Here is a 12,724-nt window from a genome sequence, read left to right on the forward strand (position 1 = left end):
CTCGGGGAGCGTCTTTTTGTCCAGAAAGACACGTAGGGCTGATGCGGCGCACCGCTGACTGCTGGCAAGCTGGAAGCATGACCGAAATCAGGCTCCGCCGCTCCGCGTGGCACGCCTTGCTGCCCTCGCTGGCGCTGGGTGCGGTGCTATTGCTCGGTTCTTGTACCCCCGCCGCGGCCCCTCCGCCTGCCGACAGCGGGCAAGGGTCCGCGGGTGCCCACGACCAGACGGCCGCACTTCAGACAGCGGTGGATTCCGGAAACCTGGCGGCGGCGCAGGCGGCCATCGCTTCCGGAGCGGATGCCAACGCACGCTTCGCGGACCAGACGCCGTTGCTCGTGCGCGCGGTGAAAAACGAGGATACCTCGATGGCTGCGGTACTAGTCAAAGCCGGCGCGGACGTGAACGCCAAGGATCCCATTCAGGATTCGGCCTTCCTCTATGCGGGAGCCGAGGGCCTGGACGAGATCCTCGAGCTCGCCATCGCGCACGGGGCCGACGTCGCCAGCACCAACCGCTACGGCGGCACCGCGCTGATTCCCGCCGCGGAACACGGCCATACAGAAACCATCAAGATCCTGCTGGAAGCCGGTGTTCCCGTGGACCACATCAACAACCTGGGCTGGACCGCCCTGCACGAGGCCATCGTGCTCGGCGACGGCGGCCCGGGACAGGTCGAGGCGGTGCGTTTGCTGCTGGCTGGCGGTGCGGATCCCGGCATCCCGGATGACAACGGGGTTTCGCCACGTGATTTGGCAAAACAGCGGGGGTATGAGGACATGGTGAAAGCCCTCGACGAATACCTGCCGTAGTCTGGCGCTTGGCTTCCGTTAGCGTTGGAGGATCTTCGAATTCTGGCGGGAACGTTTCATCTCCTGTTGAAACGCCCGGTGTCGTGGAAACCTGGAAACGAGCATCGTTGCGAAGTGTTCAGCTCCGCTCTGGTCCGAAGTCAAATAGCCGACTTCCAAACGGCTAGTGATCAGATTTGCGGCCGACGCATAGAGTGGGCGATTCCGGCCGCCGACAACCTGTACTACGCTCCGTTCAATCAATGACTCGGCTGCTCGAATACGCGCCGCACGCTGCTCTTCGGAGAGCTGTTCAACTTTAATTCTCTCCATAAGAATCGCGGCAAGCGACATATCGTTATTACGATCTAATTTTGCTACCTCACTCGAAGAATCGAAAAAATCAGTGCTTTGAAGGTTCCAAAGAAAAGAATCAATTTGGTCAATTCCAGTCCACAACTGTGCCAGCCAGCTGCCTGTAGTGGGAAGTACACTCGGTTTCTCCAGTACGGAAAGCAACAAGAACGGCAGGAGAATTTTCTGTCCAGCTTCAATATTTCGTCCAGCACCCGGAATTGCCTCGACAACATTTATAGCTTCTTCCACCTGACCCGCGAGGATCAGCAATGCTAAGTACGTTGCAGGCGAAATTTCAGTCGCACGCCTTTCTGAACGGAAGAAGTCGATCTCATTGCGCATGCTTTGCGCCGGATTCGTACGCTTTGCTTCTTCCGTATGGAGAATTACCAAGCGGCATAGATTCGGATCCGATCTGAAGGCCTCTCGCCTGGCCATCAGCCGTTGGCTTTGGTCGCAACTGCTCAAGGTCGCCAGAATATCGGCGATTTCGGCCCTGGTCCTTCCGGGTTCGGCGAGGATGTCCAATGCTTCACGCGCGGTTGCAACGGCCACTTCGTCCTTCCCCAATGACTGCACCAACACGACCCAATCTCGGTATAGCTCTGCCTGTGCAACTCTTGCATTCCGGGCAAGTTCGGCCAATGAGTCCAGTCCGCCGCTGAACAAGGTTGCTTCAACTAACAGCTTGCGAACGCGACTATTAGGGCGTTCCTGCATTCGCGCTTGCAGCTCGTTGATCCAACGAGGCAAGAAGGTATCCATATCCACAAGATCAGACTCACGGCATCGGTCAACATCTTGCAGAGTTATCGCATCCTCGAAGTCCGTGTTTTCAAACCATGCATGGGCAACTTCTGAAGCGCGTGTGTTTTCTGGCGTCAGTTCGTAGACGCACCTCAGATATTGTGTCCGGTTGATGGCAAGGTCTAGATCGAGCATGTCCGCAGCACACAATGGCCCGCTGAATATTCCAATCTCGCCATCCAGATCGAGGATTGCGAAAAGTCGTTCATAGGCTTCCTTCGCTTTGTCCAGTTCACCGGTACTGAATAGCTCGCTAGTCATGCTGAACAGGTCAGTCAATTCCTCCGCCCAAGATTCATCGCCGAAGGACCGCTCATCGTAGATATCTTCATCCCATCCGAAGCCGTCGAAGTACTCCCCCTGTTCGAGTCGGCTATGTAGCCCGGCGATGTCTTCGAGTAGATTTCCAGATGCTATTCGTGACGCTAGAGGCTGATACCCCAGCGATCCGGAAGCATGGGCAAATACCTCGGCAAAGCCATTTCGTTGGGACGCCTCCATCTTCTGCGCATAGTCCAATATTCCTTGACGCAGGTCACCGATGGAAAGCTGGAACAAATCTCGCGTCAGCCCATCCAGGAACTTCTGCTGTTCGGGATCTTCAAGCATCGAATACTCGCTTAACTGGTCGTGGATATGCTGAACGGACCTGCCCAGCCTATCTGTTGGTCTGGCATCCCCGAGCGGAACGAAATGGCGGTATAGGTACCGAGTTTTTCACACGCTATGGGTTCCTGCTGGACCAAAATAACGATCGAAATCATAATCATCACGAGACAAGGGAAGCAGATTGGCCGTGTCCGGAATCTTTTACCGAGGACTCCTCGGACAATGATCGAGGACGCCGCGCCTACCACACACCATTTTTCCTCAAGCGACTTCATGACATTCGCAGAGCTGCCAGTTGCAAGGCACTGGGGGCTACAGCCAGATTGGTTGTTGCACCCACTTTCGATTCTCAAAACCACAGTAGACTCCGTGAAGCTACTACTACCGCTCGCGGTACGGAATGCCAAGATTCGTATGGCATGAGACAATTAAAGATTGTCAATGCGACTGAGGAAACCGAACGAAAGTTTGCGAACCTCGTTGCCAAAATTGAATACCACAAATCGAGCTATTTCTTCGGGATCAGTGGACTCGATAACTTCGTCCTGGCTTTGCAGGAATGCATTTTCAAAGGAGAACAATAGATGACGACAAGCAGCGAAGCTCCAACAACGGAGGCTTTCGAATCAGAAGTTCCGATTTGGCCTGTCTTCGTGCGCCACGTTCTGTCTGTGTTGTCTGATGGAAGTACTCTGCACCGTCGTGACCTCGTCAGCAGAGCCATCGACTCCGCTCAACTCTCGAATTCAGCACGAGAAGAAACGCTGAATTCAGGCGGCCTACGATCAGAGCAACGTCTTGGATGGGCGATTAGCAATCTGTTCAAGGCTGGATGGATAGAGCGACCTGTCCGGGCGAATTATCGGATTACTGAAGCTGGCAAAAAATGGTTCGGCGATCATCCCGACGGCATTTCCAGCTTCGCCGTTGCCCAACGGACCTTTGCTGCGTACTGGCCACAGGCCCAAAAAGACTCCGCTCCAGCCGAGACTGAGGGCCCGGATAAGGAGTCCACTGATCCGATCGAACTAATCGAAGAGGGAATCAATCGCATTTCATCCGACGTCGGCGATGCTCTGCTAATACGCCTACGAGACAGCCACCCTGAATTTTTCGAGGAAGCAGTCGTCAAACTACTACTTGCGATGGGCTACGGAGGAGCGGAACAACGCGGCCGGAGAATTGGTGGCACGGGTGACGGTGGAGTGGATGGAGTCATTGACCAGGACGCACTTGGTCTTGACCAAATCTATGTGCAGGCCAAACGCTACGCCGAAGGTAAGTCGATCAGCCGGGAAACAATTCAAGCTTTCATTGGCGCACTTCACGGATTCGGCGCCAGCCGGGGCGTGTTCATCACGACCAGCCATTTCACCCAGCATGCCCGCGAATACGCAGCAGCCATTCAAAATCGTATCGTCCTCATCGACGGTAAGCGGCTAGTATCACTCATGATCAAGTACCGCGTGGGGGTTCAGGTGAAGCAAAGCTACGATGTGGTAGACATCGATGAGGATTTCTTCGAGTAGACCACATATCCGGTCAGATATTGTGGCTTTCTACAGAAACAAATAGTCAAAGAGCCCAAAGTGTCGTAGCTGACATTTTGGGCTCTTCAACTTCTCGGCAATATTAACCGTACGGATGCGGACAGCAGTGCCGGATGAATTTCAACAGCTAAGTAGCGTCTTTGGATGATTAGAGGTTGGTTAGGTACCGTCTAAAATCCAGCTTTCGTGCCGGCCAGATTAAGCGCTTCTTGCCGGGCCGAAGAAGGCTACTCTCATGAAAAGTTCTCTGACCCATTTGCCATGCTCCCTTCACGCCCGAACGGCAGGGGTTGTGTCGACGAGTAGTGATCAAGCTAAGCGATGCATCGGCAGCTCGTCATCATGAATTTGCTTCGCGCTCCTGCTGGATTTTCTCCACCGTGCCGATCGCATCCGGCGCGAAGGCATAGAGCTTGCCGCCGCTCTGGCTGACCCAGAACCGTCCGCACAAATCTGTGGTGCGGGATTGGGTTTCCTCCGGCCACCATTCTGCGTCCAAGGTCCGCGTTGTTGAGATCTCTTCGGGGTCCATTCGCTTGACACGCTCGTCGGAGGCGTAGGCGGCGGCAAGTTCCTCGGCGCTCGGAGCGCCCGTGGTTTTCACCGGAATGCAGGATTTCTTCGGCAGCTCCCCGTCATAGTCCATGACGAAAATGCGTTCACTGCCGGTGTTGCGCTGGATTAATTCCACAGCGGTTCCGCCGGCGGGAACCCAGCCCGGCAGGATGCCCTCCTTGACTGCTTGTTCCGAGGTGGCAGCACTGCGGGTGGTCGATTCATCGAGACGGTCTTGGGCCAGTTCCCCGACATCGCAGCCGGTCAGCGCCGCCGCCAGCGGCAGGGCCAGAAGTCCGGCAATCACAAACTTTTTCTTGAGCATGAATCAACCCTATGAAGACTCGATGTTTCGAACATCGGCGCCAAGTACCAACTGTTCCGGGTGGCTGTCCTACCCTGGGTGGACAGCGCCGCCGTCCGCGACGGAAAAACCGGGGCCAGCACCCTGCGACAACCCGTACGCCGATTCACCATGCCCGAGCAAAAGAAACATCACTGGAACATGAGGTGGACGTGGTGCGCCGACGAGCGGCGGGTTCTCGCGGGTGCTGGCCCCGGCGGTCTGAAAAGCTATCGATTACAAGGTGATCTGGCGGTTCTGGTCCTTGTACAGCAGGTAGCGGAAGTTGCTCGGTCCGCCGGCGTAGCAGGCCTGCGGGCAGAAGGCGCGCAGCGCCATGTAGTCGCCGGCTTCGACCTCGACCCAGTCGTCGTTCAGACGGTAGACGGCCTTGCCGTCCAGCACGTACAGGCCGTGCTCCATGACGTGGGTTTCGGCGAACGGGATGGATGCACCCGGCTCGAAGGTCACGATGTTCACGCCGAAGTCGTAGGCCAGGTCCTGCGGATCCAGCATGCGCGTGGTGCGCCACTTGCCGTCGGTGTCCGGCATGTGGCCCGGCTCGATGTCCTTCTCGTTGCCCACCACGGCCTTCGGCGCCGAAACGTAGTCCAGCGCCTCGTAGCGCTTGCGGATCCAGTGGAAGGTCACGATCTCGGACTCATTGTTCTTCAGCGACCAGACGGCGTTCGGCGGAACGAAGGCGAAGCCGCCCTCGTCCAGCACGTGCTCCTCGCCGTCGAGCGTCAGGGTCAGCGCACCGCCGACGACGAACAGGAAGCTGGACACCCCCGCCTGCGGCTCGGGCTTGGTTGCGCCGCCGCCCGGGGCGATCTCCACGATCACCTGGGAGAAGGTGGTGGGGCCGCCGGCGACCGGGCGGTTCAGCACCCAGGCGCGGGTGTCGGTGAACTCCGGGAACACGCTGGTGACGATGTCGCGCAGCACACCCTTGGGGATCACGGTGTAGGCCTCGGTGACGATCGCGCGGTCGGTCAGCAGGTCGGTCTGCGGCGGATGGCCGCCGTAGGTGTTGTAGTACGGGCTCTTCACCTGGGCTGGAACGGTCATGGGAAAATCTCCTAGTTTGCGTGGGAGCGATTCAGCGCGATCGCTTCCAGTTCGGCAAGTGTAATTTGGGCAAGATCGGTGACTTCCTGCGCGCCCACCGCGCCGCAGGCCACCCCGCGGTGGATGTAGCGCGCCAGGGCACGGGCGGTGGCGGGCTCGTCCATGATGGCCGATTCGATCTTGTGCACGTAGTTGCGCAGGCGGGTGCCGGCCGCTTCCAGCCCTTCGCGGAAGAAGGCGAAGGTGGCCAGGTAGCGGGTCACCAGGTGGTTTTCGTGCATGTCCCAGCCCTGGTAGATGCCGCGGGTGAGGTGGCGGGTGACCAGGCGGGCGTGCAGCGCCCAGGCGGCGGCGATGTTCTCCGGATCGCCGGCCGGGATGATGTTGGTGGAGCCGTCGGACAATTCCACGCCGGTGCCGGCCACGGCGACCTGCATGACATCCTTGGCGAAGTCGGCCACCGGATGCTCCATGGACTGGTAGCCGGCGGCCACCCCCAGCGAGGCCGAGTAGTCGTAGGTGCCGTAGTGCAGAGAGGAGACCCGTCCCTGGCCGGCGTGGATCAGGGCGGCGACCGGGTGGCTGCCGTCCGCGGCGATGATCACCTGCGGGGTCTCGACCTGCACCTCGAAGCGGATGCGCCCGTCCTCCAGGCCGTGCGCTTCCTCCAGCTTTTCGGCCAGGAAGACCATGGCTTCGACCTGGTCCACGGTGGTGACCTTGGGCAGCGTCAGGCGCAGCCCCTCGGGAAGGGGGCCGTTGGCGAGAAGCCGCGAGATGAACAGGTCCAGGGTGCGGATGCCGCGGGCCCGGGTGGGGGCCTCGAAGCACTTGAAACGGATGCCGATGTAGGCCGGGGCCTTGCCGGCGGCTACGGCGGCGGATACCGAGTCGGCGGCGGCCAAGGCCGCTGCATCCTCCTCGGCATCCGGCCGATTGCCGTAGCCGTCTTCAAAGTCCAGACGCAAATCTTCGATGGGTTCGCTCGCCAGCTTCGCGGCCACCAGCTCGCCCAGGCGCTCCGGTTCGGCCAGGTTCAGCTTGGCTGCCAGCTTGGCCAGCCCCGCGGCGTTGCCGGCGGCGGCCAGGGCGTTGGAGCCCCAGGCCTCCGGCAGGCCGACGGTGAACTTGTCCCCCGGCACGTACACGGTGTGCACCGGCTGGCGGGCGCCGGAATCCCCCGGGTAGGCGGATGCCAGCAGCTGGTCGGTAGCGGCCAGCTTGGCCTCTACCGCGGCGAGCGTTGACTCATCGAAGACGTTGCTCATGGCTTGGTCACGTATTCCTTTTCCAGTAGTTCGTAGGCGCCGGTGGTGAGGAAGTCCGCGAAGTCCTCATCGCGTCCGGACACCAGGGTGCCGATCAGCGTGGCGGCCGGCTCGTAGTACTTCGCGAAGCGCTCGGCGTCGTTGACCTCACCGCGCAGCTTCTCGACCTCTTCGGCCAGGATGGTTGCCACCAGTTCGGCGGTGATGGTGTTGCCGGTGTCGGCGGCCACGACCTTGTTGCGAATCTGCTGCCAGATTTGCGAGCGGGAGATTTCCGCGGTGGCGGCGTCTTCCATCAGGTTGTGGATGGCCACGGCGCCGTTGCCCGAGAGCCACACGGCGGTGTAGGCCACCGCCACGTAGAGATTCAGGCGCACGCCGGCCTCGGTGACCGAGCCCGGGGCGCTGGCGATGTCCAGCAGCTGCTCCGCGGTGACCTCGACCTCGGGGCGCTGCTTGTCCAGCTGGTTCGGCTTGCTCCCCAGCACGGAGTCGAAGACCTCCATGCAGGTGCCGACCAGGTCCGGGTGGGCCACCCAGGAGCCGTCGAAGCCGTCGTTGGCCTCGCGGGTCTTGTCCGCACGGACCTTCTCGAAGGCGGCGGCGGTGACCTCCGGTTCGCGGCGGTTCGGGATGAAGGCGGCCATGCCGCCCATCGCGAAGGCTCCGCGCTTGTGGCAGGTCTTGACCAGCAGCTCGGTGTAGGCGCGCATCATCGGCGCGGTCATCGACACGTCCGCGCGGTCCGGCATGATGAAGGCATCGCCGGCTTCGCGGAAGGTCTTGATGATGGAGAACAGGTAGTCCCAGCGTCCGGCGTTCAGGCCCGAGACGTGGTCGCGCAGCTCGTAGAGGAACTCGTCCATCTGGAAGGCGGCCGGGATGGTCTCGATGAGCATGGTGGCGCGCACCGTGCCGTACGGGATGCCCAGCTCGGCCTGCGCGAAGGTGAAGACCTCGTTCCACAGGCGCACCTCCAGGTAGTGCTCCATCTTCGGCAGGTAGTAGAACGGGCCCTGGCCGGATTCGGTGAGCACCTTCGCGTTGTGGAAGAAGTGCAGGCCGAAGTCGACCAGCGCGCCGACGCCCGGCTTGCCGTCGATCAGCACGTTGTTCTCCGGCAGGTGCCAGCCGCGCGGGCGGACCACCACGGTGGCCAGCGGCTCGTCGGTGCGCAGCGCGTAGGACTTGCCGCTCTTCGCATCGGTGAAGGCCAGGTTGCCGCGGGCGGCATCCGACAGGTTCTTCACTGCGTCGATGACGTTGTTCCAGCTCGGGGTGGAGGCGTCCTCGAGGTCAGCCAGCCACACCTTGGCGCCGGAGTTCAGCGCGTTGATGGCCATCTTGGCCGGGGTGGCCGGGCCGGTGATCTCCACGCGGCGGTCGGTCAGCGCGGCCGGGGCCGGCGCGACCTTCCAGTCGCCGTTGCGGACCTCTTCGGTCGCCGGGTCGAAGTCGATGCTGCGGGCATCGGAGAACTGCTTGCGGCGCACGTCGCGCTGGGCCAGCAGCTCGTTGCGGGTGCCGGCGAACTTCTGGTGCAGCTTCTCGATGAATGCCAGCGCGTCATCCGAAAGGATCTCTGCCGCGCCCTCGAACTGGGGAATGCGGGATAGTGAAATGCTCATGTGGGTTGCTCCTTAACCTCTGTGCTCTGTTCCAGTGATGCGGCCCCGAAGGGCCAGGGGTGACGAGCCCCGGGTCTTGCCTAGTCCTTTTTCGCAGCGAGTTCCACGGCCACGGCTACGTCGGTGGCGACCTGTGGGTCGAACACCGAGGGAATGATGAAGCCGGGATTCAGCTCATCGTCGCTCACCCGGGCGGAAATCGCGTCTGCGGCGGCCAGCAGCATCTCATCGGTGATGTCTGCGACGCCGGCATCCAGCAGGCCGCGGAAGAAGCCCGGGAAGGCCAGGACATTGTTGATCTGGTTCGGGAAGTCACTGCGCCCGGTGGCGACCACCGCGGCGTGACGGCCCGCAACCTCCGGATCCACCTCTGGATCCGGGTTGGCCATGGCGAAGACGATCGCGCGCTCGTTCATCGCGGCAATATCGGCTTCGTCCAGGACATTCGGGGCGGAGACGCCGATGAAGACGTCCGCGTTGACGACGGCTTCCTTCAGCGATCCGGAGAAATTCTCAGGGTTGGTGTTCTGCGCCAGCCAGACCCGGTGCTCGTCGGCGTACTGCTCGTCGCGGGTGATCGCGCCGTTGCGGCCGCAGGCGATGATGTTCTTCGCGCCGCGCGCCGCCAGCAGCTGGATGATCGCGTTGCCCGCGGCGCCCACGCCGGAGACCACGATGCGCACGTCCTCGATCTTCTTCTCGACGACCTTCAGCGCGTTGTCCAGGGCGGCCAGGGTGACGATCGCGGTGCCGTGCTGGTCGTCGTGGAAGACCGGGATGTCCAGTTCCTCGCGCAGGCGGGCTTCGATCTCGAAGCAGCGCGGGGCGGCGATGTCTTCCAGGTTCACGCCGCCGTACACCGGGGCCAGGGCCTTGACGATCATGACGATCTCGTCGGTGTCCTGGGTGTCCAGGCAGACCGGCCAGGCATCGACGTCCGCGAACTGCTTGAACAGCGCGGCCTTGCCTTCCATCACCGGAAGCGCGGCGGCCGGGCCGATATTGCCCAGCCCCAGCACGGCGGAGCCGTCGGTGACCACGGCAATGGTGTTGCGCTTGACCGTCAGGTTGCGGGCATCGGCAGGGTTCTCCGCGATGGCCATGCAGACGCGGGCCACACCCGGGGTGTAGGCGCGGGAGAGGTCGTCGCGGTTGCGCAGCGCGACCTTGGGGACCACTTCGAGCTTGCCGCCCAAATGCATCAGGAAGGTGCGGTCCGAAACGTTGCGGACATTCACGCCGTCCAGCTCGTTCAGCGCGTCGCGCACCTGCTCGCCGTGGGCGACATCCATGGTGTTGCACGAAACGTCGACCACCATGTGGGTGTGGTGGGATTCGGTCACGTCGAGGGCGGTGATGTGGGCACCAGCCGAGCCAACCGCTGCAGCCAATTCGCTGGTCGCGGTGATCGACGCTGGGGTCTCCACGCGAAGCGTCAATGAATATCCCGGGCTAGGTGCTGCCATGAGGTCCTCCTGTAAAAGTTTCCGTATAGTGGATACTAATATCCTCAAAATGAAAACGCAAGGTCATTTTGTGCAGTGTGACACAACTTTTCACACTTATTTTTTTCGCATCATGGAATCCTTGCTCGCCATGGGGCTATTCTTAGAGAAAAGATTTCGCATCGCAGAAGTTAACTACCAACAACTTCCACGATCCAGAGGCTACGAGGAGTCATAAATGACGCAGACAACCAGCAAGTCGACGACCGGCGGCGTCCAGTCCGTTGAACGCGCGTTTGAACTCCTCGAAGTCATCGCCCGTGCCGGAGGGGAAGCGGCCCTGAGCGAACTGGCCGCTGACACGCCATTGCCGCTGCCGACCATCCACCGCCTGCTGCGGACCCTGGTCGGTGTCGGCTACGTGCGGCAGCTGCCCAACCGCCGCTACTCGCTGGGCCCGCGGCTGATCCGCCTCGGCGAGGTCGCCAACCGCCAGCTGGGGGCCCTGGCTTCCCCTGTTCTCAAGGAGCTGGTTGCCAAGCTGGGCGAATCCGCGAACATCGCAGTGCTGGACGGGGACATGGTCACCTACATCGCGCAAGTCCAGTCACCGCACTCCATGCGCATGATCACCGAGGTCGGCCGCCGCGCCATGCTGCACAACTCCGGCGTCGGCAAGGCGGTGCTGTCCGTCCTCGACGACGACCGCGTCCAGCGCCTGGTGGCCCAAGCCGGCATGCCGCCGAAGACCGCGAACACCATCACCACGCTGGGCAAGCTGTTCACCGATGTCGAAGCGACCCGCGAGCGCGGCTACGCCATCGACGAGGAAGAGCAGGAGCTGGGCGTGCGCTGCATCGCCGTCCCGGTTCCCGGTGCGCCGACCCCGATGGCCATCTCGGTGTCTGGGCCGGTCACCCGCGTGGACGAGGCCTTCATGGCGCACGCGGTGCCCGAGCTCCAGGAGGCCGCCCGCGAGCTCGGCCGCCAGCTCGTTGCCGCCGCGGACTAGCGCATCGGATCCTGCTGCCCGGGCTGCCCGCATTTCACCATGCGTGGCTCCCGGGCAGTTTCTCCTTAATGGGCGCGAAGCTGGATTCGCCCTACTTGAGGATCTCGCTGGCGAAGCTCACAGAGCCCGAGCCGCTCTTGGTACTCCACGCCAAGGCCTTGTCGTTGCCGAAAATATTCTCGAAGTTGTTTTCCGGGCTGAAGGCAAAGAGCTCGCCCGTCGCCGCATCGAGAGCTACCGCTTCATTGCCCAAGGCCCCCAGTTCATCCATCTGTTCTGCAGACCAGGCAATGAAGGAGTAGGATCCCGAGGTTGACTGCCCGAAGGGGATCCGGCCATCCGGTATCTCGATGAGCCAAGCCTGTTTGGTCTCGAAATTCAGCACGGCCACGTCGAAGCTGTTTTCACCCCTGTCAAGGTTGAAGCTCATGCTGGAACCGCCCTTCATGATCGGCCTCGGGCTATACGGGTCGCCGCTAAATCCTCCCAGTTCGAACTCGTCCGTGGCACGAAGCAATTCGGTGCCATCGAGAAGCCGCACGCCGCCGATTTGGTTCATTTTGTCCGCGGATCGAGGCTCTTCCTGCTTGAGCACGGCGATGCCCTGGTCGGTGCGGTAAACGGCCCCCGCGTTCTCGGCTTCTACTTTTTTGCTTCCACCGGCCAAGGGGATCGAAGCCACGCGGTAGGCATTCGCGTCCGCTTCGCTCCAGTACACCTTGCCGCTGTCCAGGACGAGGGACTCGCTGTTCGAGTCGCTGACCTTCTGGAAGTCCCTGATCTCCTGGATCCCGCCCTTGTCGTCGTAGGCCATCAGGGTGGTGGAGCTTCCGTCGCCGCCGCGGACTGTTGCCACAACGGCATCGCCGTGGATGGACCACGAGGTGTCGTCCGTGGCGGCGTCTCGCTTGGCATCGGACCAGTACAACGAGTACGTGCCTGATTCGTCGACGGTGTAAGGCAGACCCTTGCGCATCACGACGGGGCGGGCATCACTCAAGACGCCCAGCAGCTGCTCTCCCTCGGGAAGATCGTGCGCTGCGCGATCGGCGATTTCGTCGTCTGGCCGCTTCACCGCGTCCCCCACCGAAACAACCGAAGCTTCAACCGGAGTGCCGTCCGCCCAGCTCAGGCCCTCGATCCGGCGTCGCTGTTCAGCCGCAGGCGGGCTGGCATCCTGCGTAGTCGGGGTACTCGAAGCACTGGAGGAAACGCTGGGAGGATTCGAGGCTTCCGCAGACTGCTCCATGCCGTTTCCTCCGGTGGAGCAGGAGGCCAGCAAGAGTCC

General features: G+C 61.5%; 10 protein-coding genes. 3 read left to right on the forward strand and 7 right to left on the reverse strand.

Annotated features, from left to right (window positions below):
* The first annotated feature begins 77 nt into the window (after positions 1–77).
* Positions 78–812, forward strand: coding sequence for an ankyrin repeat domain-containing protein (locus JQN66_RS16980; protein WP_120991747.1), 735 nt, complete (start codon positions 78–80; stop codon positions 810–812).
* 18 nt (positions 813–830) lie between these two features.
* Here the strand turns inward: JQN66_RS16980 and JQN66_RS16985 are convergent, their stop codons facing one another.
* The gene (locus JQN66_RS16985) at positions 831–2,564 is read right to left on the reverse strand and encodes a hypothetical protein (RefSeq protein WP_113607341.1); all 1,734 of its coding nucleotides are present in this window, start codon (positions 2,562–2,564) and stop codon (positions 831–833) included.
* Between the two features lie 584 nt (positions 2,565–3,148).
* Between JQN66_RS16985 and JQN66_RS16990 the strand changes: the two genes are divergently transcribed.
* A complete protein-coding gene (locus tag JQN66_RS16990; protein WP_113607339.1) occupies positions 3,149–4,093 on the forward strand; it encodes a restriction endonuclease in 945 nt (314 codons plus the stop codon).
* A 361-nt stretch (positions 4,094–4,454) separates the two neighbouring features.
* Here JQN66_RS16990 and JQN66_RS16995 read toward each other — a convergent pair whose 3' ends face one another.
* The 5 genes from JQN66_RS16995 to JQN66_RS17015 all read right to left on the reverse strand — a co-directional run bounded on the left by JQN66_RS16995 (position 4,455) and on the right by JQN66_RS17015 (position 10,445).
* Positions 4,455–4,994, reverse strand: a complete 540-nt coding sequence (locus JQN66_RS16995; RefSeq protein ID WP_113607338.1) for a hypothetical protein — start codon at positions 4,992–4,994, stop codon at positions 4,455–4,457.
* 255 nt (positions 4,995–5,249) lie between these two features.
* A complete protein-coding gene (locus tag JQN66_RS17000; RefSeq protein ID WP_204676061.1) occupies positions 5,250–6,083 on the reverse strand; it encodes a bifunctional allantoicase/(S)-ureidoglycine aminohydrolase in 834 nt (277 codons plus the stop codon).
* A gap of 11 nt (positions 6,084–6,094) precedes the next feature.
* The gene (locus tag JQN66_RS17005) at positions 6,095–7,351 is read right to left on the reverse strand and encodes a DUF6986 family protein (RefSeq protein WP_204676062.1); all 1,257 of its coding nucleotides are present in this window, start codon (positions 7,349–7,351) and stop codon (positions 6,095–6,097) included.
* Positions 7,348–8,979, reverse strand: coding sequence for a malate synthase A (aceB, locus tag JQN66_RS17010; RefSeq protein ID WP_204676063.1), 1,632 nt, complete (start codon positions 8,977–8,979; stop codon positions 7,348–7,350). The genes JQN66_RS17005 and aceB overlap by 4 nt, the downstream gene beginning before the upstream one ends.
* Before the next feature lie 80 nt (positions 8,980–9,059).
* Positions 9,060–10,445, reverse strand: a complete 1,386-nt coding sequence (locus JQN66_RS17015) for an NAD-dependent malic enzyme (protein WP_204676064.1) — start codon at positions 10,443–10,445, stop codon at positions 9,060–9,062.
* 217 nt (positions 10,446–10,662) lie between these two features.
* Between JQN66_RS17015 and JQN66_RS17020 the strand changes: the two genes are divergently transcribed.
* Positions 10,663–11,436: an IclR family transcriptional regulator gene (locus tag JQN66_RS17020; protein WP_188947994.1), complete on the forward strand. Its 774-nt coding sequence runs from the start codon at positions 10,663–10,665 to the stop codon at positions 11,434–11,436.
* Positions 11,437–11,527: 91 nt separating this feature from the next.
* On the opposite strand, the gene JQN66_RS17025 is transcribed toward JQN66_RS17020, so the two are convergent.
* Positions 11,528–12,685, reverse strand: a complete 1,158-nt coding sequence (locus JQN66_RS17025) for a hypothetical protein (RefSeq protein ID WP_204676065.1) — start codon at positions 12,683–12,685, stop codon at positions 11,528–11,530.
* Between the last annotated feature and the right edge of the window lie 39 nt (positions 12,686–12,724).

It is taken from the genome of Glutamicibacter protophormiae, assembly GCF_016894325.1.
Taxonomy (GTDB): Bacteria; Actinomycetota; Actinomycetes; order Actinomycetales; family Micrococcaceae; genus Glutamicibacter; species Glutamicibacter protophormiae.